The sequence below is a fragment of the Methanocella sp. MCL-LM genome, assembly GCF_049676595.1.
GTDB lineage: Archaea > Halobacteriota > Methanocellia > Methanocellales > Methanocellaceae > Methanocella_A.
On record NZ_CP187259.1, the window covers coordinates 2,004,832 to 2,025,858 of the forward strand.

Here is a 21,027-nt window from a genome sequence, read left to right on the forward strand (position 1 = left end):
TATTTAAGAAAAGTTTAAAAATATGAGATATTATCTAACCCAAAATGATAATGGTTGACCGTAGTCAATATCAGTAGCTTATTCCTGCCATCGCAATTTCTCTTCTTACACCAGCGACCAGTTATACTTCGACCAGTTACCATACCAGTCCCCGATAATATCTCTATTCTCATTGACATACAGGGTCAGGTTGCCGCCAGTGTACTTGTTCAGCACCGGCCTCTGGTTCCCGTCGGTGATAACGCCTCCCGAGGTCAACTTGATGCACGCTCAAATATTTTTACAACCTATTATATATTAATATTTATTATAATACTTGAGGTCATCAGATTTGTCCGGTACAACTGCCAAGAAACGGGTAAAGAGGCCTGTCTTAGCTCAGATAAATTCTGATGATGTCACCCGGCTTTACCGGTCGAACTGTTATATCCTCGGCCATCCCATCTTTTGGGCCACGAACTACGAGATTTCAAGATCTGCACCTATGGTGATTTCTGATGACAACTGACCCCGGTACGCCCTGCGAACCAGATTTCCGGCGTTTTTTCCAGGGAAGCCCTCACCCTTATCTGGTGCTCTGTACCGACCCTGACTTCACCATCGTCGCGGTCAACGACCGCTATCTCGAAGTCACGGGGACAAAGCGGGAGAAGATTATAGGTCGGGGGCTGTTCGTGGTGTTCCCGGACAATCCTCTCGAGGCTGGCACTACCAGTGTAAGCGACCTTCGGGCTTCTCTGGACCGGGTATTACGTGATCGTACGGTAGATATAATGGGAATTCAGAAGTACGACATCCCTGTTCGGGGACAGCCAGATCGCTTTGAGCTGAAATACTGGAGCCCGGTTAATACGCCTATATTCGGGCCGGAGGGCGATATCGCTTACATACTTCACCACGTCGAAGATATTACTGCTTTCATCAAGAGATTTGAGCTACTATCGGGCAATAAGGCCGAGCCAGGCATGAAAGTGGAAAACGCTACTCAGCGGATGGAAGCTGAGGTGTTACGCAGGGCGACTGAGGTGAAGGATATCAATCGTAAGCTCAAGGCTGCGATGGAGGCACTGGAAGCCCGTACAACAGAGCTGGAGACTGTTAATAGAAAATTAGATCTTGTTATTGGGGAACTGGAGTCTTTCAGCTACTCTGTCTCACACGATTTAAGAGCCCCGTTGAGGGCTTTAGATGGTTTCAGCGAGGCAATCCTGGAAGACTACGGGGATAAACTTGATCCCCCGGGTAAGGATTACCTGAACCGGATCCGGGCGGCTAGCCAGTATATGGGCAGGCTTATCGACGACCTGCTCCACCTGTCCCGGGTTACCCGTAAGGAGCTGAAGCGAGAACCAATCAACCTTAATGTTATTGCAGAATCGATCATCGACGACCTCAAGAGGAGAGACCCTGGTCGAAAAGTAATAATCACCATCAAGCCGGGAATGTTAGTCCACGCTGATCAAGATCTTCTACGTGCGGTTCTTCAGAACTTGCTGGATAATGCCTGGAAGTTCACCAGTAAAAAGCCGGAGGCGATCATAGAGTTCGGGAGTGTTGAAAAGGAGGGTAAAACGGTCTACTATGTCCGTGATAATGGGGCTGGCTTCGATATGGCTTATGCTGGGAAGCTATTCGGGGCCTTCCAGCGGCTGCACAGTACGGAGGAGTTCCCGGGCACGGGTATCGGACTGGCGACAGCTCAGAGGATCATACACAAGCATGGCGGCCAGATCTGGGCTGAGGGAGAGGTCGGAAAAGGTGCCACATTTTACTTTACACTATCATGAAGGTGATCGAATGACGCGTAATGTGCAGGAGGCGAGAAATTGGCGCGGAAGGCCCATATTACTGATTGAAGACAACCCCGACGACGCGATGCTGACGATAAGGGCTTTGAAGAAGAGCAACCTTCTAAACGAGATCATTCACCTGAAAGACGGTGAGGAAGCCTTGGACTATCTTTTCGCCAGAGGGAAATACGCCGGGAGAGATTTAAGCGTACTTCCTGAACTGATTCTTCTGGACCTTAAGCTGCCGAAGGTGGGTGGACTCGAAGTACTGGAAAAACTCAGGCAAGGGGAAGGTACAAAATTTATTCCGGTCGTCATTCTGTCATCGTCCGGGGAAGACAAAGACTTGATTCGAGCATATGAGCTGGGAGCTAACAGCTACGTGACTAAGCCGATCGATTTTAACGAGTTCGGTAAGGCTGTAAAAGACATAGGCCTTTACTGGCTCGTGTTGAACCGTAGCCCGTTTAACCAGGTTTTCAGGAGGCCGTAGAGTGAGTAAAATACCGCTGCAAGTTTTAATCGTTGAGGATTCGATTGATGACGCGTTGCTGGAAGTCAGACATCTGGAAAAATACGGGTACAGTGTTACCTATGATGTCGTCGATGATGCGTTTAAAATGAGGAATGCATTGCAGAAGAATTGGGATGTGATTATTTCTGACTATTCTATGCCTCACTTTAACGGCCTCGATGCTCTGAGGCTTAAAAAAGAGCTGGACCTGGATATCCCATTCATTGTCGTATCCGGTGTGGTGGGCGACGAGCTTGCCGCAGAGACGGTAAAGCAAGGAGCTAATGACTATGTACTAAAAAATAACCTTGCAAGACTGGGTGCGGTCGTGGCAAAAGAATTAAAAGAGCACGCTGCGCGCAGGGAAATGGGCCGATATGAAAAAGAGCTGTTGCTCAGCGAGGCCCGGTTCACTGCCCTGGTCCAGACTAATATTCTGGGTATCTTCACCATGGATTGTAAGGGGGTGGTAAACGAATCGAACGATTACTTCCTGGATCTTATCGGATACTCGGTCGAAGATATCCGCCAGTGTAAGATTAATGAGCGCGATATCACCCCCGGCGGATATGAGTCGATCGATGCATCAGGAACAGGGGAAATGAATGTTAAAGGTTACTGCACACCCTATGAAAAAGAGTACATCAGAAAAGATGATAGTCGCATACCGGTTCTGGTAGGTTTCGGCTTACTCGACGCCTGTGAACAAACGAGGATCGGATATGTAGCGGATCTTAGTACAATCAGGCATGCTGAAAAAGAATCAGCCATGGCAAAGGAGCGGAGTGCATTAGATACAGGACAATTAAATGCCCTCCTGCGGACAATGGCTGATGGTGTTATCATATCTGACCTGAACGGCCAGCTCATCAACATTAGCCCTCTGGCTATGCAGTTCTTTGAAGTGGGGCCGTCGACCAGGTTCCGCAGATTTTGGGCCGATCTGTACGACAGGATCGAAATGAAAGGGCCTGAAGGGAATGTATTATTTCCTGATCAAATGCCTTTCGCGAGAGTCTTGCGCGGTGAAACTTTCGCAAACCTCGAGCTGGAAGTCAGGGAAAAAAGCTCCGGCCGGAAAAAGGTAGGCATTTTTGGGGGAAGCCCGGTATTGAACAGGGCTGGGAACCCTGGGCTGGCCGTAGTTACGCTAAAAGATATTACTGAGCGCAAGGCCAGAGAACTTGATGCCCAGTTGAAGAATATCCAGGTCGAGATATATCTTGATCTTCTTGGACACGACATCAATAATCAGAACCAGGCGGGAATACTGTATCTTGAAATCGCACAAGAAAAACTGGAACTGGGTGCAGAAAATAGGGAGTTAATTGAGAGGCCTTTAGAAGCGTTTAGGGCAAGCTCGAAGATGATTGAAACGGTTAGAAAGCTTGAGTGCCTGCGAGAAAAAACGGCAGGCCATGAAATAATCGATCTAGGTCAGTTACTCGTTGGCGTCTCCTCGGCACAGCCCAGATTGTTCCCGGGCAGGCAAATTACAATTAACTGTGCACCGCCTGCTGGCAATTATATCGTCGGAACCGGGGCGCTGGTGGATATCTTTTCCATTTTGATCAATAACCTCATAAAGCAGACAACGGGGGACGTATCTATCGACATCGGCCTGTCAAAGGATTTACAAGAGGGAAAACAGTACTACAAAGTCACAATTGAAGATGATGGTCCCGGCATACCTGATGACTTGAAAAAGTATCTTTTCACAAGATACAAAAAGGCAGACTCTCGTTTATCATACGTTAATCGTAGATTATATCTTGTTCGGGTACTGGTGGAAAGTTTCGGGGGGAGAGTCTGGGTGGATGACCGAGTTTCGCGGGACTACACAAAGGGGAGTAGATTTGTCGTGCTGCTGCCGCTTGTAGCGGGCTGAAATATGTACTTGCAGTTTAATACTGACGTTCATGATGAAATTTAAGATGATTCTTTAGGTGTGCCATATGGAAGAATGTGATGCTCGGGGCTGCAGGATGGGCATTGCCATCGTAGAGGATGAAAAAGAACTCGTTAAAGCATACCAGATGATCTTTGGTAGAAAGGGCATTCATATATGTTTCATTGCCTATGATGGGCATGAAGCGGTCAAAAAGTTCGTCGAATGTTCACCAAGGCCTCATGTAATTCTTATAGATTACCGTCTTCCCATAATGAATGGCATCGATGCCATGAGGGAGATTAGAAAGATTAATGTCGAGGTCAAATTCATTTTTCTGAGCGCTGACGTTGACCAACAAGAAGAAGCCATGCGCGCCGGGGCCTATATCTTCATTAAGAAACCAAGCAGTATCCTTACTATTGTCAACGCCGTCAGGCAAGCCTTTGGGGCAGGCGATTAAACAAGCTCAAATGCATACTGTCTTATAGTAACACAGCATATTACGCTTAAAATCATTTTATATGAAGCTGATTAATTGACCCAAACTGTTTTTCATTTTAATGGTATTTGAGCTGTTAAGCAGACTACATGTAACTATGTGCAAAAAGCGCCCGACTTAGATAAACCGGGTGCCATATATAAGGTGATTATTATGGGAAACATCAGGCAGACCTACATCAAGAGTACCGCTGACACGCTATTGAGACTTTACCCCGGCGAGTTCGGCACCGATTTCGAAGCGAATAAGCTTGCCGTCACCAGGCTGGCAAAAATCCAGACTAAGGAAGTCCGTAACCACGTCGCCGGCTATGTGACGACCAGATTAACGTCCAAAGGAAGAAAGCGGTATTAACTCCGGGAGAGACTGGAAGTATCAACTTCCCTCGCCCCATAAGCCGACAATGAGCTTTTCGCGGGTTATCTGCCAGATAGCACATAGTGTCGATTGATCAAAAATTAAGGAAAGGATAAGCATGGAAGAAGAAGTAAAAACCAGGGAATTTGAAGTACGGATCAGAGGGAATAAGATCAACAGAGACCCGTTCGTAGAAGTCTTCACCATTGTCGCCAAAGACAAGAGGGACGCCAGAGTACAGGTTAATAAGATTCTGGGAGACCGCTCCCCGAAAAGCATACTATACAAGTACGGAATTTGCGAAGAGCGGTTCGTCTCGGAGATTAATCCTGTAAACTGAGGGGCTATGAGCATATGGGTGATGACATTGAGTACCATAGTGAATAAGTAATGGCCTGCGTAGATCCTTTATACTATTATCATCCTGCTCTATACCAACTTTTACTCCAGTTTACTCCTGCAACTGTAACCAGCCTTTGGCCGCCTGAAACTTTTAATAAGCCAGCCACAGTATTCCACCTATGTTTACCATCAGGCTCGACGGAGTCATCGCCGGGCAGGAGAACCATCGAAAGTCCGGCCATTTCGACAGAATGTCAAAGGGCTCGGCGAAAAGGGATGGGCCTCGGCCTCTATCTGGTCAAGTCACTGGTAGACAGCTATGCCGGCAGGGTGTGGGTGGAGGACCGGGTGCCCGGAGAATGTCCTCAAGGCGCTAAGTTCGTGGTCATGCTGCCAACGGTTGACTAATAGGTGCATGCAGCGAAGTATGGTTTTTCGAATCATGCAATTAATAGTCAAATGTATATATACTCGAATGTATGATATGGGGTGGAGTGAAAAAATGGCATGTACATTACAGGGACCATGTCCCATAATCCCGGAAGCAATGCTGCACACTAGTATTGCGGCGGGCAAGTGCGAGCGCTGTCAGCATAACAGCGGTAATAAGGGCGGTAAGCGAAGGGGAAGACGCTGAACAGCGTTTTCCAGACGATGGTACCCTCTGTATTAATTACCTTTATTACAGAGTAACCATTCGTATTGACTTATTTTTCGGCAGCAGGAAGCTGTATCACGAACCTGGCTCCCTGCGAATAGTCCCCGGGAACCCGGTCTTCGACCCATACTCGGCCATGGTAGCTTTCTATCAGCATTCTGACGAGGTATAATCCGAGTCCCTTACCGTGCGCCTTCGTGGCGCCCCGCTGGAACCTGTGGAAGAGTTTTCCCTTTACTGCGTCCGGTATGCCTGGTCCGTTATCCTCGATCGAACACTGGTAGTATTGCAGATCATTATCGGTAACAGGCTCGACCTTAACGCTTACAGTAAGCGGTTTAGCCTCGTCCGAGTGCTTGACTGCGTTAGAGATCAGGTTGAAGAAGACGTCTTTAAGTAACTCGCTGGCTTCGACAAAATAATGAGGAATAGCTGGTATGTTGATAGTGATGTCTCTGCCATCCGACTGGAAGGCCTCAAGGTCGATACTTTGGAGAATCCCGCTGAGATCCACCGGGCTGGTCTTCACACCCTCGCTCACCAGTCGCTGAAGCTTTCTGACATTATCTATTAATACAGAGCTGCTGTTTAACGCTTTCAGCGGCTTCCCCAGCAGGTCTTTATCGTTGTTACTGAGGTTTCCCTCCTGTTCAAGCGTTTCTAGCGCCAGCTCCAGGTATCCCATCGCTGACTGGTTGAGATTATTGATGTCGTGGCCCATCAAATCAACGTACAGCTCGGCCTGCATCTTTGCGTCTTTCAAGGCTTCCTCTGCCTGCTTGCGCTCGATAACCTCCTTTTCAAGCTCTGCTTTAGATGCCGTCACAGTTTTCAGGTGGGAGGTCATCTGGTTGAACGCCCTCGCGAGCTCGCTGATCTCGTTCCTGCCTCTCACGTCGATGGTGTAATCGAGATTCCCGGAGCCGATGATTTTAGTACCTGTCTGTAGCGATGCTATCGCTTTTAACGTGTGCCTGTATACCAGGAGGTAATTAGCGAGAAGGAACAGCACAAAAGTCCCCATCACGCCGGCAATAAACAGCGTATTTGTTTGTCTTACCCGGTCTTCTTCGTCTCGCAGCATCTGGGACAGGCGGGAGGCATCGAAGATAATCCCCCGGTTCTGGACCGCTATCCTGCTCCACGAGACCTGGATATACCCGGAGTCGATCGTTTTCTTCGGTTCAGTGTTTGAGCTTTCTATGGTCGTTACCACGTCGTCGAATACATTTTTTAGCCGCTGCCGATTTGCTCTCATATTATCAACCAGCACTTGCTGCTCGGGGGTATCCACGTTCAGGTTTGACAGATCGGCAGAGAACGAGGCATATTTAGAATTCCACCGGTCGAGCTGCTGGCTTTCGTGGTACAACAGGTAGTCATTGGATAAATAGCCCAGCTCGCCGGCTGCGATCTCTATGTTGTTAGCTAAGATCTGCTGCTTGTTCAGCCGGTCCAGATGCTGATTGGTCGAAATAACCGATCCTGCGATGATGAGCAAGGCTATGATAAAGATAACAAAGATGATGATCAGCTGGGTACCGATTTTCATTGTTCTCCACACTATACTATGATGTTGACAGACTCCGGTTTTACCGCACCGATGGCGGTGAGGTAGGTGTAGTTCTGGTAGTCGGGGATATTCCTTTCTCCGGTCAGGTTGCTGGCGATCATCCATCGTCCCTCGTCTTCCATCGCGGTGATCAGCGACTGGTCGAGCGAGAGCGAATACTGGGTGTTGTTCCAGGAATCCTCGACGTAGGTTTCGCTCGCATTCAGCCGCCTCTGGGAGATGGCCTTCGCTTCGTCCGGGTGGTATATCGTATACTCGACTGCCCGGTCGATCGCTTTCAGGAAGCGGTACACGGTTTCCGGGTGAGCTTCCGCCCAGTCCTTTTTACAGATGGCATTCCAGTACCCGAGCTGTCCGCTTTGCGCAGGCCAGGCAACAACGTCCTCGCCCAGGTGGTCCCTGGTGATGCCTGCATAGGGCTCCCAGGAGAGTATGGCATCGACGCTCCCGTTTTCTATTGCTTCCGCATACTGCGATGGCCTGACGTCTACCGGGGTTATCTCGGACAGGTTCATGCCATGCAGCTCTAGATATCTGTTGAGGTAGAACTCCCCGGAGGTCCCCCGGGCGTAGCCGATCCTCTTACCCTTCAGATCGGAAACATCCTCGATCCCCCGGTCTTTTCTGCCGATGAGGTAGTGAGACTCATATTTTGCTATACTTGCGATACTGCCGATCTCCTCCTGATCGAAGATTTTTCCCACCATGACAAACTCAGTAGCCACGGCTATGTCGTTTTTACCCTTCAGCATGTCGTCCACGGCGTACAAGCCGGCCTCGTACTCGTGAATGGTCACATCGAGGCCGTTTTCCGCAAAGTAGCCCTTTTCGTCGGCGATGAAGACGAGCGCCGAAGAATCCATCATCGTCGGTATGCCGATCACAACCGGTTCTGGCTTTCCGGCGTAAGGCTTCCGGGAACTCTGGTACAGTTCGATGCCAGCCACGAATAAGGTGATTATGATGCTTATAATGATAATGGCAAAGATTACTTTTTTCATAATATACAAGACGGCCTGATAATTTGATTTTAGTACCAGTATGGTTATTAACCGCACTTTATAATAACTTTTATTGCATCACAGCTTTAAATATCTCCTATAAGATAGTTAAAGGCAGGATGACCACAAACTTGGCACCTTTCGTGTAGTCGCCCGGCACCCGGTCCTCCACCCACACTTTTCCGTGATAACTGTCAACTAGTGATTTTACGAGGTACAGTCCGAGGCCCATGCCCTTCGCCTTGTCAGTGCCTTTCAGCATCCGGTTGAAAATCTTCTTCTTGAAATCCTCGGGAATCCCCGGCCCGTTATCTATGACCCTTACCCGGCAGTACTTTTCGCCATTTTCCTCTACGATGCCGAGATCGATCCTGATGTCTGCCGGACCCCTGGTATGCTTGATCGCATTGCTCACCAGGTTGGCAAAGACCTCGTTCAACAGGTAGTTCGCCCGAACTGTGCAGCATTTAAGCCCATTCAGGTTTAGATCGACGGTCTTGCCAGGTATGGACCCGTATTCCTGTCTGATCTCCTGAAGGACCTGGCAAACATCGACTGGCTCTGTCGGGACCACGATATCCTGTAACTTTTGCAGCGTTCTCACGTTCTGTATAAGCCGGGTACTCCGCTGCAATACCTCGCTAGATTTGTCAAGGGACTCTACATGTTCCCTGTTCTCCTGCGTAGTATTCCTGGCAAGCTCCAGGTAGCCCAGCACGATCATGTTTATGTTGGTGATGTCGTGGCCCATCAGGTCGAGGTACAGCTCGGCTTGCATCCTGGCTTTCTGGATCTCTTCCTCGGCTTCTTTTTGCTTACTCAGCATATTTTGCAGGTGAATATTGCTGTAGCTGAGGCTGTTTATCATGCCGGCCAGCCTCGTGTAGAACTCCATGGCGGTATATACTTTGGCACGGCTCCACCGGGGTACCCTGTCCACGGCACTTAAGTATTCGGCTTCATCGAAGCCATATTTCCTCGCCTGTTCTCGGAAGAACTCGTAATCGGGCACTTCGTCCTCAAAGAAGAACTGGCCTGTGAAGAGGTTAGCGACATGCTTACCCCCAAGAAACAGGGGGGTGGCTATGTCCCACATATTATTTTTACACTTGTAGATCGTGTATTTTCCTTTCACCGGGTTCTGGGTGATGTTAGTATCGCTTTCCACGCAGTTCCTTAGTGTCTCGGGGTGGCAGCGGTGGAATTTCGTACAGATATCCTGCCATCCTGTGGCCACCAGGACATTACCGTTCATATCGGTGATGGCCATGCCAATATGCGTCAGCTCGTAAAAATGGTTCATCATGTCCTGGATCTCAGGGATATTGATTATGCGCTCGAGATCAGTGATATCGACATCATCTATGGAGAATATACGGTTCATCTCTTCGGGCATATTTAATCCGGGGTTTCGAGGGGTTTCTGCATGACTATCTGGACAACAATAAAAATTTAGAGTATTATAATATCTTATTCTTTAAATCTTTTTTTCACCGCATCGGCCTGGGGCTGGCAGCCTTGAACTTTGCGATGGCTTCAGTGCCGTCGAGCGCGATAAAGGCAAGGGGAATGTGCTGGCGCTCGAAGATCATCTGGTAAGTCTTCACCAGCATCTCCTCGTCGTCAACAATTCCTAGGCACCCTTCACCGTTCATCTGCTACGGCCTCCGCTACTGGCAGGTACACGTTAAACCGGGCGCCCAGGGTGTGGTCCCCGGGTATCCGGTCCTCCACTTCGACTTTGCCGTCGAAGCTCTCCACCAGCGTCCTGACAATGTAAAGCCCGAGCCCGGTACCCTTCACCGCTGTCTGCCCGCGCTTGAACCGCAGGAAGATCAGGTCTTTCTTCTCGTCAGGGATTCCTCTGCCGTTGTCCTCTACCGAGACCCGATAATAAGCTATGCCTTTCTGTTCGACTTTATCTACGGCGATACTGATCTGGACCGGGTCCTGGGCATGTTTTACCGCGTTATCCACAAGGTTACTCACGATGTCCTTGATCAGGGGGCTCGCCATTACTCTGTAGCCCGATGAATGGGCGTAGTTTATCGTGACGTTCCTGCCCGGGACTTTGGAATACGTGTTTACAATTTCCTCTATCACGGGCCCGAGGTCCAGCGGCTCCGCCCGGTATTCGCCGGATCTGACTTTCTGGAGCATGCGGACGTTGTGGATAAGGTTGACGCTCCGCTCCAGGGTCTTTAGCGGTATGTCCAGCATATCCCTGTATCTGGCGTCCAGCTTTCCCTCCTCGTCCAGCACGCCGAGAGCCAGCTCCAGCTGCATGAGGATAATCTGGTGCATGTTGGAGATATCGTGGCCCATGAGGTCCAGGTAGAGTTCGGCCTGGGCCTTTGCCGCCTTCAGCTCTTCTTCCGTCCGCATGAGCTCCGAGATGTCCTGGATGATCACCACGCCGCCAATAATCTCGCCCTTCGAGTCCCTGATCGGGGCGCCGGATATGAGCTCGGTGCCGCTGGTGCCGTCGAACCGCTCGATGTCGATGAGGACGTTCTTTCGCGTTTCGCCGTGGGTGATCGCCCGGGCCAGTGGCATGTCTTCTGCCCTGGCGAGCTCTCCCGTGTCGGACCACCAGAACTTATACTGGCCGTAATCCTCGATACTATTCGAGGCCGGGGCTTTGCCACCCCAGATCACACGGGCGATGTCGTTGATCAGGATCACCTTTCCCGTATTATCTGCTATCCATACGCCGACCGGCAGCGAGTCGAGAATGGCTTTCAGGCGGTTGCGCTGCTCATCTATCTCTTGCAGCAGCCTCTCTCGGGCTTCTTCGGCACGTTTCCGCTCGGTAATGTCCTGCACAATGCCCACGGAACGGGTGATGTTGCCCGATCCATCCCTGATGTGCTCGCATTTTTCGTGGACGTAACGAATCTCGCCGCCGCGCATCCTCAGGATCCTGTGGTCGATCTCGTACGCGTTTTTCCCCAGCCTGACCGAGCTACTGTAGGCATCGTCGACGGCCGCCCGATCGTCCGGGTGTATGATGGCCAGGAAAGCCTCATAGGTGGCCCCGAACTCCTGGGGCTTCAGGCCGAAGATCCGGTACGCCTCATCCGACCACGTGAGCCGGTTGTTTTCCAGATCGAGCTCCCAGCTCCCGAGGTTGGCGATCTCCTGGGATTTTTCGAGCGTGGCCTGCAGCCTTATCACAGATTCGTCTGCCTTCTTGCGCTCGGTGATGTCCCGGATGATCTCCACGAACGCCAGCTCGTCTCCTAAGACAACTCTCTGAGTGCTGATCTCGACAGGGAATATATCGCCGTCCCGCCGCTGGTAAGTAGTCTCGAAAACACCCTCTTCCCGGCTCCTGTCCAGGTCTTCGCATACCTTCGGCTTCCCGGAAAGCGGGCGCAGGTCTGACACGTTCATGCGGAGCAGCTCGGTTTTCGTATATCCAGTTGCCTCCGCGATGGCTTTATTGGCGTCGATGATTTGCCCGTCCGGACGAATAATCAGAACGGGGTCCCGGATATTCTCGAAAATGTACCTATAAAAATTATTATCTTTGACCACTTCACGCTCCTGATACACTTTCCTGTCTCCCGGTCTTTCAAGCTCAGTAATCGTGACTGTATTAACCGCCAGATGATTTATCACTGATTATGTATAATAATGATATAGTAGGAAACAACCGTATCGGCACGTTAAATATTTTTCGTACTCAGAACGGCCAGCAGGGCCGGGGCAAAGAATGTAATTACCGTATAAGCTTTTTTACGCTTGTCGCCCCGGCCCGGTTACTATCAAATGGTAGAAGGACTATACACTTATATCGTACTTATATTATGCAAACATATTTTTATTTCATCCCGTATTATTTATGTATATCAGTAATTCTATCCGGAGCGTTTGTTAACGAAGTCGTGTTATGTCGGGCGTGCAGGAGCAACTGGGTGACAATAAGGATATTTACAGAGAGATAGTGGAGAATGTCAACAGCATTATCATCCGCTGGGATACCGGGTGCAGATTAACCTTTATCAATAAGTATGCGCTGCAATTCTTCGGCTACACTAAAGAAGAGGTTCTGGGCAAATGTATCATCGGTACCATCGTACCGGAGACAAGTACTGCCGGCCGGAACCTCGATATCATGATCCGGGATATCCTGAAGTATCCGGAGCGGTACGTTTCGAACGAGAACGAGAACATGCGGAAAAATGGGGAGCGTGTCTGGATCTCGTGGACGAATAAGCCAGTGCTTGACGCCAGCGGTAGCCTGACCGGCATTATTACTGTAGGCAACGATATTACGGCGTTAAAAAAAGCCGGAGAAGAGCTGAGGAAAGCCCGGGCAGAAGTGGAATCCCGGATCGAGGAACGAACGGCCGAGCTCCGCCAGAGCGAGGAGCGGTATCGCGCGTTTTACGAAAACAGCATCGATGCTATCCTTATCACTTTACCGGACGGCCGCATCGAATCCGCTAACCCTGAAGCCTGCCGGATGTTCGGGATGTCCGAAGAAGAGATCAGCCGGGCGGGCCGGGAAGGCCTCGTCGATCCCTCCGATTCCCGGCTCTGGCGGCTGATAGACGAACGGAACAGGGCCGGCAAGGCTAAGGGTGAACTGAACTACCGCCGGAAAGACGGCACTGTCTTTCCCGGGGAAATGTCCTCGGCCGTATACCGAAACAGGTTCGGCGAGATCAGGACGGCCATCATGATCCGGGACATCACCGAGCGAAAGCGGACTCAGGAATCGCTGGAAAAATACCGGCTCATTTCAGAAAACGCCCGCGATATTGTGCTGTTCCTGAGGCGGGACGGACAGATCCTGGAGGTGAACGAGGCGGCGGTCAACGCCTACGGCTACTCCCGGGACGAGCTGCTTTCCATGAGTATTTATAATCTGAGAGCCGCCGATCCGGGGTATAAGGTGGACGAACAACTGGATGTTGCTTTTGATCACGGGATCCTGTTCGAAACCCTGCACCGCCGGAAAGCTGGTGCAGTTTTCCCTGTCGAGGTCAGCTCCCAGGGCCGGATCGTAGGTGGCCAGCGCGTACTGGTCAGCGTCATTCGGGACATCACCGAACGGAAGCGGGCGGAAGGGGAGCTGGCCGAGGCTAAAGAGCAGGCCGAGCTGTACGTAGACCTGATGGGCCACGACATCAACAACCTGAACCAGTCCGCTATGGGCTTCCTGGAGCTTGCCCTGAACCTGCTTGAGACGGAAAACCGGATCGGGCCCGAAGATATGTCTCTGATCGAGATGCCCTTGAAAGCACTGGTAAACAGCTCGAAGCTAATCGACAATATCCGGAAACTGCAGCAGCTGATGAAGGGGGGAGTGAAGACAAAACCTGTCGACCTTTGTGCGCTGTTGAAAGAGATCGACGTAAAGAGCTTCAATTTTGAAGATCGGGACGTAACCATATACTCCAAGCTTAGTCCGCGCTGCATGGTCGAGGCGAACGAGCTGTTGAGGGACGTTTTTATCAACCTGATCACCAACGCTGTCAAGCACTCCGGGAGGGAGTCGCCGCTGGTGATCACCGTGCAGGTTGAGACTGTCCGCCGGAACGGCCAGGACTACTACCAGTGTATCGTGGAAGATAACGGTCCGGGAATTCCCGACAGCCTCAAAGAAAGACTCTTCTACAGGTTCCAGAGGGGAAACACCCGGGCTCACGGAAGAGGCCTGGGGCTTTATCTGGTCAGGACGCTGATCGAAGGCTACCGGGGGGAAGTCTGGGTCGAAGACCGGGTGCGGGGAGACTCTTCGCAGGGGGCAAAATTCGTCGTACTGCTGCCGGCGATGCGAGAGTAGCGGGAAGTTAAGGAAACTCTGTCCGTCATTTGTTAATGAAACTCGTGCCGGGTGTACATTTTAGGATCAGGCAGAGTATAATTTAACCCGTCTATATTTATATCTTAGAATACATAATACACATACTTGGTTGCTTATGCGTAGGCTAAGTGAGCTAGGTAATCTTGCGGCTGATGCTATCGAGGGAGACACAGTAGCCTTTATCAGCTGGTATACCGATGGGCGCCTGCTCACAGCCAGCCAGCCCTTTAGGGTACTGACCGGTTTCACAGTTGACCTGCTGGAATCGATGAAGTGGCCGGACAGCTTCGGTACCCGGGAGACGGTCAGCCTCGTCCGGGAGGCGATGAGGGCGCTGGATAAAGGCGAACCCGCGTACAAGGGGGCCGGCGTCCTTGTAAAACCCGACCGCTCTCTGGTACCAGTGCAGCTGTTCATCCACAAGTATTGTCCGGGCGAAGGCGAGGAACCGTACTATTACTCGTTCATCGTGGACACCACCGAACGCAGGCAAAAGGAGGATACGGACAGGGAGTCCAAAGAGCTGCTGCAGATGGTAATGGATAACGTACCCCAGCGGATCTTCTGGAAGGACCTTAATTCTGTCTACCTCGGCTGCAATAAACACTTTGCAGTGGCTGCGGGTGTGGGCACATCCGAGCGGATAGCCGGCAAGACTGACTATGAACTGGCGTGGACCCGGGAGGAAGCCGATGCTTTCCGGAGGGACGATCGCGAAGTCATGGACAACGACCGGCCGAAGTACCACATCATCGAGCCGCAGCTCCAGGCAGACGGCACCCATTCCTGGCTGGATACCAACAAGATCCCCCTGCACGACGAGCGCGGTAACGTGATCGGTATCCTGGGCACTTACGAGGACATCACCGAGCGGATGCGAACCGAGGAGGCGCTCCGGCAGAGCGAGGAAAAACTGAAGCTCGCGGTGGACGGTTCCCGTATGGGGATGTGGGACTGGGACCTGGTTACAGGTACGCTGACCTGGTCCGACCGGTGTAAAGAGATCTTTGGTATATCCCGGGACGCGGAGATAAGTTATCAGGTCTTCCTCGAGACTCTTCACCCGGAAGATCGGGAACCGGTTGACCGGGATGTCAGGAACGCCCTCGACCATAAGGCTGACTATGACACCGAGATGCGGATTCTGTGGAAGGATGGCACCATACACTGGGCTACCGCCAAAGGCCGCGGGTACTATGATGCAGAAGGCAAAGCAGTCCGGATGTCTGGTATGACCGTGGATATCACCGATCGCAAAAGGGTTGAGCTGGCTCTTAAAAAGCGAGAAGCTGATCTGCTGTTTTCCCAGAGGATCGCCCACATCGGCTCCTGGCGGTGGAACAAGCATACCGGGGAAGATGAGTGGTCGGATGAATTTTTCCGTATCCTGGGCTTCGAGCCGGGAGCAGTCAAGCCCTGCTATAAACTGTTCCTGTCGATGGTCCACCCAGGCGACGTCGAGCTGGTGATGAGGGATGCGAGGGAAGCTTTGGCCGAGAACCGGCCCAGCAGCCTCGACTACCGCATCATCCGGAGGGATGGCGCGCTCAGGTACGTCCACGTAGAGGCTGTCCGGATGGTCGTGGATTCCCGGGGGCGGCCGGTCGGGAACTTCGGCACCATACAGGATATCACTGATCGGAAACAGGTCGAGCTATCCCTGGAGGATGCGAAAGTCCAGGCAGAGATGTACCTGGACCTGATGGGCCACGATATCAACAACCTGAACCAGATAGCGATGGGATTTCTCGAGATCGCTCTCGAGACCCTGCCGCCCGGCAGCCCTGCGGTTGAATACATCTTGAAGCCGCTGGACGCTTTGAAGAACAGCTCCAGCCTGATCCAGCGGGTAAAAAAGTTGCAGCAGACCCGTGAAGGCGGACTGCCCCTGCACCAGCTGAACGTCGGGCAGCTGCTGGCTGAAGTACTGACTATGTACGACGATATTCCGGGCCGGCGCATTACGATCAAAACTGCTATCGATTGTAACTGCATAGTAGTCGCTAACGATCTGCTGCGGGATGTCTTCCAGAACCTGATCGGCAACTCGGTCAAACATTCTACCGGTCCGGTTACTATCCTGGTGTCCGCCGAAAACGTCCGGGAGGGCGACAGGGTCTATTGCCGGGTATCCATCGAAGATAATGGCCCGGGTATACCTGATAAGCTGAAGAAGAGCCTCTTCGACCGGTTCCGGAAAGGCGCCAAAAAAACGAGTGGCAGGGGCCTGGGCTTATACCTGGTAAGCTCTCTCGTGGAGATCTACCGGGGCAAAGTGTGGGTGGAAGACCGGGTGCCTGGAGATTATACCATGGGTGTAAGGTTTGTCGTGCAGCTCCCTATCGTCTCCTGTTAGGCCTTTTTGTCTGGATTTCGAGAATATAAAATATTTATAATATGTAGTGAGGATTGTTTCGAGCCCCTCTGGCAACACGAGATGCCGGGGGATTATGACTCATCTGGTGTCGTATGATCGATGGTGAAAGATCTCCAGGCAGCGAAAAAGACTTTGATCGCTTTACTGATAGCGCTTACCCTGGCAATCCCGAATTACTCAAATTAGAGATCGACACATTAAGATCTGAGCTCCGCCGGAAGCAGGCAGAACTTGATGCCTTAAAGTGGCTGAAGGCTCCTGCAGGCAGCCCCGAACGGATGTTTAAGACGCTCTTCGAAGGTGCCAGCACAGCGATTTTTATAGCGGACACAGAGAGCGGCATCATTCTCGACTGCAATTCCTGTGCCGCCGATCTGATCGGGCGCACCCGGGAGGAGGTCATCGGCATGCACCAGTCGGACATGCACCCGCCGGAGCTGTGTGACTTCTACCGGAACCAGTTCCGCGAACACACGTCCCTTACATCCATAAATAACTGCGACGCAGAGGTCAGGCACACCGACGGCAGAAACGTTCCCGTCATCATCAGCGCGAGGCCCTTTATCCTCGACGGCAGGACGCTGCTGATCGGCTTCTTTATGGACATCACGGAACTCAAAAGGGCTGATGAGGAGCTGAAGGCAGCCAAAGCCCGGGCAGAGCTGTACCTCGACCTGATGGGCCACGACATCAACAACCTGAACCAGATCGCGCTTGGCTACCTGGAACTGATCCGGAGCCAGCTGCCGGAAGGCGACCTCGTGGAGATGTTTTCCCGGCCCGTCGAAGCTGTCACGAACAGCTCTAAACTGATCGACAACGTGCGGAAACTGCAGAAGGTCACCATAGGCAGCGAAAAAATACCGGTATGCACAAGGGATGTAGTGGAGCTTGCCTGCAGCCAGTTCGCAAAGCTTCCGGGGGTCTGCCTCCGCATCGACATTCCCGGATCATGCAGCACTATGGTGCTGGCCGACGAGCTGCTGAACGACGTCTTTACCAACCTGATCGGCAACGCCATCAAGCACAGGGGCGGGCAGGATACTATCGAGCTTAACCTTCGGCTGGTCCCGGTGAGCTGCGATGGTGCGGGCTACTATCGGTTCGAGATCGAAGATAACGGCCCCGGTATACCTGATGATAGGAAAGAGCAAATCTTCGACAGGTTTTCGAGGTCCAGCAGCAAATCTAAGGGCAGCGGCCTCGGCCTGTACCTGGTCAATTCTCTCGTAAAAAGCTACCGCGGCAGCGTCTGGGTCGAAGATCGGGTGCCAGGAGATCACACCCTGGGAGCGAAGTTCGTGGTCATGCTTCCGGCTCTGGATAAGCACCCGCAGTGATTCCCCTTACCCTGAACCTATTCTTACTTATAAAATACGACCAGTATGGTTAATCCCATTGCCAGGACAATTAACACAACTGTCCTCAAAAAGCCGCTGATGTTATCGACAGCCTGATCTGTCTCCAGATCGGCCGTTCCGCCAGCCTGGCTGCCCAGTAAGTCGCCTATTAAGCCGGGTGTTTTTCGGACCTCCGGGAGCAGGCCTTTTCCAGCATTATGCTCCTCGCTTGCCCGGTCAGGTAGGATTTTGTCCTTTTGCTTCACCCAGTTTATACCGGCGTCAGTAAGTCTGACTTTCTGCGTGGGTATTTCCCTGACCCGTTCGAAGCTTGAGCCGGGAAAAACCGTTATGTTTTTCATCTCTGGCTCAATCAGGCCTGAGGACTGCATTTCTGCGCAAAGGTAATCCGTTTCAACTTTGTTGCACCCTATCGACTTGCCTGTCTGGTACCTGTCAGCGTAGCCAGCACTTTTAGTACCACAGGTAACTCCCGTATTGAGCCTTTTCAGGAAGTCCCTCTGCCTTACGGCCACTTCTGACCTGGCTTTCAAAAAAGCCGCACATTCCCTCCCAAAAGGCGTCAACGCATACGTCCCGGTTCCCTCTCTACCTTTCAGGATATTGTAAATAGTAAACTCGTCCACGATGTAATCGATCGCTGGCATGCCCAGGCCCAGCATCTCCGCCATATACTCTTTATCCAGCTGGTATTGCCTGTTGTGGCCGGAGAATAGCATCAGGGCCTTTTCTTCATCTTCCTCGAATTCTATCCGGCCGTCAAGATCTCTTTTCATATGACCACTATTTCAACAAGCAATTGTATTATATAGAAAATATATAAATATATCTTTCAGGTCGGAACGGTAAAAAGCTTCCTGAAAGCGCTTGAAGGGGCGGAGGACTGCCTGGTTAATCCTCCTGCTAAAGCGAGGGCGATTGTGAAAAAGCTGAATTGTACCGCTGCATATATGGCAGCTGTCTGGCCTCGACACCAGTATTTTCTGACAACCATCGAAGATAACGGGTGTGGCATCCCGGACGATCGAAAAACGGCCATTTTCGAGCAGCTGAAGAGGGGCAGGACGAAGGCAAAGGGCAACGGCCTGGGCTTATTCATTGTAAGGACTCTGGTAGAAAGCTTTGGCGGCTCTGTCTATGTCGTGGACCGGGTTCCCGGGGACTACACGAAAGGTAGCAAGTTTATCGTGACTCTGCCAGCGGCCGACGATTAAGTATTTATTGGTAGTAGGCCGGGTGCAGACGATTACACGCAGGCAGCAGGTTTGTAGTACTGCTACCTGCAGTATGAGCTGCCCTCTCAGCCCGCTTTTAGGACTCTGTGCTCTCCCTGGCCGGGCTGATCAGGAGCTACTTTTTGTTTAAACAGTTTTTGCCATGCTACGATAAGCCTTAAATATTCTATAAGCATTATAGCTTGATAAATATAAAATTTATGAGGCATTTCATTGCGCGGATCGAAAAAAACTCTCTGGCCCTTTATAGTCCTTATTGTCGGAATCGTCCTGTCGAGCGTTGCTATGTCCGGGTGCCTTGGAGGCATTCTTCCCGGGGTTTCGGAGGTAACGGCAACGCCTGCTCCGACCGTCGGGCCAACGATAAAGGCATCCATCAATGTTTCTGATGACCCCGATACGCCCGTATGCCCTCCGGGGTATACCGAAGTAACGAGCATAGACGGCACCAGGCACTGTAAAGGGCCGGATGGCTATATCTACGATCTGGCGCTTCCGGGGGAAACTCCCGTCAGGTCAGCCAACCGGTACCAGTGGCTGGGGGACCATCCGCCGGGAGCCACTGCTACGCCCACACCGACTCCGAAACCGATCATCAACATACCCTCCTCGGGGAGCTGGATTAACATGCCCGTGAGCAGCTACGAAACCGTGGAGCCCAGGGCAAGCGCAGATATACCCGCGGCTATCCTGGCAAAAATGCGCCCGCCCAACCTCGACTGGACACCGCCTGCCTATACCTCGACCGCCTTACCCTCTCCCTCGTTAATAATCGAACCCGGCCAGAGCGTATCGTCCGTCAACGACGTAGAGCCGGGCGGACTGGTCATCGTCCGGGGAGATCATTCTACTGAGACGATCACAGTTAAGAAGCCGATGATCCTGAAAGGCGAAGACGGGGCACTCGTCAAGGGCATCGACATCGAGGCTCCGTCCATAGTGACCGGCTTCAGCGTCACAGACAGGGAATGTGGCATCTTCGCCCAGGGAATCTCAGGCACCCCCGAATGCCCGTTCATCATCGAGGGAAACCACTGCTACCGGAACGGCTACGGGCTGAGGCTCTACTACTGCGATAACGCGCTCATCAAGAACAACTACTTCGAGAGCAACAGCGAAGTCGAGCTCCACGTGGAGCACCTGAACAACTGTACCTTCACCGGCAACGACCTGGGTGAAGCCATGTACCACCCTGGCGAAGGCAAAGTCGACGTGGATGGTGCAGCCCTCAGGTATCTCGCCAACTGCATCTTCGAGAAGAACTACATCGGCGAGCACTACTACGGTACCAGGTGGTACTCCAGCAAAGACTGCATCATCCGGGACAACACCTACCGCAACAGCGGGTCCAATATCCGGCTGGGCAAAGACCAGGACAACGGCAACTTCGGCCGGTGCGAACGCATGCAGGTAACCGGCAACGACATCCGGGGCGGCACCGACGGCATCTGGGCCCAGGCCTGCCTCGACAGCACCTTCGATAACAACATCATCCGGGCCAAATACCCGTTCCCCAGCGGCTACGGCCAGGGCGGCACAGGATCAGGAAACGACGTAGAGGTGGTGATACCATCGTACGATTAGGTAATAACCGGGCCGCAAAAGGCGTCT

The 21,027-nt window shown here is 51.8% G+C and carries 19 protein-coding genes; 12 read left to right on the forward strand and 7 right to left on the reverse strand.

Features of this window, described 5'->3' with window-relative positions:
* Positions 1-105 precede the first annotated feature (105 nt).
* Entirely contained in the window at positions 106-258 is a 153-nt protein-coding gene (locus tag ACPLPM_RS10390) for a hypothetical protein (RefSeq protein ID WP_424356714.1), read from the reverse strand.
* A 239-nt stretch (positions 259-497) separates the two neighbouring features.
* Between ACPLPM_RS10390 and ACPLPM_RS10395 the strand changes: the two genes are divergently transcribed.
* From ACPLPM_RS10395 to ACPLPM_RS10425, 7 genes are all read left to right on the forward strand, one after another.
* Positions 498-1,787, forward strand: a complete 1,290-nt coding sequence (locus tag ACPLPM_RS10395) for an ATP-binding protein (protein WP_424356715.1) — start codon at positions 498-500, stop codon at positions 1,785-1,787.
* Positions 1,788-1,797: 10 nt separating this feature from the next.
* Positions 1,798-2,283: a response regulator gene (locus tag ACPLPM_RS10400; RefSeq protein WP_424356716.1), complete on the forward strand. Its 486-nt coding sequence runs from the start codon at positions 1,798-1,800 to the stop codon at positions 2,281-2,283.
* A gap of 1 nt (position 2,284) precedes the next feature.
* Positions 2,285-4,192 (forward strand): hybrid sensor histidine kinase/response regulator, encoded by a 1,908-nt coding sequence (locus ACPLPM_RS10405; RefSeq protein ID WP_424356717.1) that lies wholly within the window; start codon positions 2,285-2,287, stop codon positions 4,190-4,192.
* A gap of 67 nt (positions 4,193-4,259) precedes the next feature.
* Positions 4,260-4,655, forward strand: coding sequence for a response regulator (locus tag ACPLPM_RS10410; RefSeq protein WP_424356718.1), 396 nt, complete (start codon positions 4,260-4,262; stop codon positions 4,653-4,655).
* Positions 4,656-4,847: 192 nt separating this feature from the next.
* A complete protein-coding gene (locus ACPLPM_RS10415) occupies positions 4,848-5,048 on the forward strand; it encodes a 30S ribosomal protein S17e (protein WP_424356719.1) in 201 nt (66 codons plus the stop codon).
* A 121-nt stretch (positions 5,049-5,169) separates the two neighbouring features.
* Positions 5,170-5,391, forward strand: a complete 222-nt coding sequence (locus tag ACPLPM_RS10420; protein ID WP_424356720.1) for a hypothetical protein — start codon at positions 5,170-5,172, stop codon at positions 5,389-5,391.
* Positions 5,392-5,441: 50 nt separating this feature from the next.
* A complete protein-coding gene (locus ACPLPM_RS10425) occupies positions 5,442-5,801 on the forward strand; it encodes an ATP-binding protein (protein WP_424356721.1) in 360 nt (119 codons plus the stop codon).
* A gap of 299 nt (positions 5,802-6,100) precedes the next feature.
* Here ACPLPM_RS10425 and ACPLPM_RS10430 read toward each other — a convergent pair whose 3' ends face one another.
* The 5 genes from ACPLPM_RS10430 to ACPLPM_RS10450 form a co-directional block, all read right to left on the reverse strand.
* Positions 6,101-7,603, reverse strand: coding sequence for an ATP-binding protein (locus tag ACPLPM_RS10430; protein ID WP_424356722.1), 1,503 nt, complete (start codon positions 7,601-7,603; stop codon positions 6,101-6,103).
* 11 nt (positions 7,604-7,614) lie between these two features.
* The gene (locus ACPLPM_RS10435) at positions 7,615-8,571 is read right to left on the reverse strand and encodes an ABC transporter substrate-binding protein (RefSeq protein ID WP_424356723.1); all 957 of its coding nucleotides are present in this window, start codon (positions 8,569-8,571) and stop codon (positions 7,615-7,617) included.
* Positions 8,572-8,722: 151 nt separating this feature from the next.
* Positions 8,723-10,021 carry a PocR ligand-binding domain-containing protein gene (locus ACPLPM_RS10440; RefSeq protein ID WP_424356724.1) on the reverse strand — a complete coding sequence of 433 codons (1,299 nt, stop codon included), beginning with the start codon at positions 10,019-10,021 and terminating at the stop codon, positions 8,723-8,725.
* A gap of 94 nt (positions 10,022-10,115) precedes the next feature.
* Entirely contained in the window at positions 10,116-10,280 is a 165-nt protein-coding gene (locus tag ACPLPM_RS10445) for a hypothetical protein (protein ID WP_424356725.1), read from the reverse strand.
* Positions 10,270-12,183 (reverse strand): PAS domain S-box protein, encoded by a 1,914-nt coding sequence (locus ACPLPM_RS10450; RefSeq protein ID WP_424356726.1) that lies wholly within the window; start codon positions 12,181-12,183, stop codon positions 10,270-10,272. Before ACPLPM_RS10450 ends, ACPLPM_RS10445 begins: the two co-directional genes overlap by 11 nt.
* A 337-nt stretch (positions 12,184-12,520) precedes the next feature.
* Between ACPLPM_RS10450 and ACPLPM_RS10455 the strand changes: the two genes are divergently transcribed.
* The 3 genes from ACPLPM_RS10455 (at position 12,521) to ACPLPM_RS10465 (ending at position 18,160) form a co-directional block, all read left to right on the forward strand.
* Positions 12,521-14,422, forward strand: a complete 1,902-nt coding sequence (locus ACPLPM_RS10455) for a PAS domain S-box protein (RefSeq protein WP_424356727.1) — start codon at positions 12,521-12,523, stop codon at positions 14,420-14,422.
* Positions 14,423-14,558: 136 nt separating this feature from the next.
* Positions 14,559-16,799, forward strand: coding sequence for a PAS domain S-box protein (locus ACPLPM_RS10460; protein ID WP_424356728.1), 2,241 nt, complete (start codon positions 14,559-14,561; stop codon positions 16,797-16,799).
* A gap of 113 nt (positions 16,800-16,912) precedes the next feature.
* Entirely contained in the window at positions 16,913-18,160 is a 1,248-nt protein-coding gene (locus ACPLPM_RS10465; RefSeq protein WP_424356729.1) for an ATP-binding protein, read from the forward strand.
* 23 nt (positions 18,161-18,183) lie between these two features.
* On the opposite strand, the gene ACPLPM_RS10470 is transcribed toward ACPLPM_RS10465, so the two are convergent.
* Positions 18,184-18,957: a hypothetical protein gene (locus ACPLPM_RS10470; protein ID WP_424356730.1), complete on the reverse strand. Its 774-nt coding sequence runs from the start codon at positions 18,955-18,957 to the stop codon at positions 18,184-18,186.
* A gap of 144 nt (positions 18,958-19,101) precedes the next feature.
* Between ACPLPM_RS10470 and ACPLPM_RS10475 the strand changes: the two genes are divergently transcribed.
* Together ACPLPM_RS10475 and ACPLPM_RS10480 are read left to right on the forward strand one after the other, a co-directional pair.
* Positions 19,102-19,395 (forward strand): sensor histidine kinase, encoded by a 294-nt coding sequence (locus ACPLPM_RS10475; RefSeq protein WP_424356731.1) that lies wholly within the window; start codon positions 19,102-19,104, stop codon positions 19,393-19,395.
* A 234-nt stretch (positions 19,396-19,629) separates the two neighbouring features.
* Positions 19,630-21,000, forward strand: coding sequence for a right-handed parallel beta-helix repeat-containing protein (locus ACPLPM_RS10480; RefSeq protein WP_424356732.1), 1,371 nt, complete (start codon positions 19,630-19,632; stop codon positions 20,998-21,000).
* The last annotated feature ends 27 nt before the right edge of the window (positions 21,001-21,027 follow it).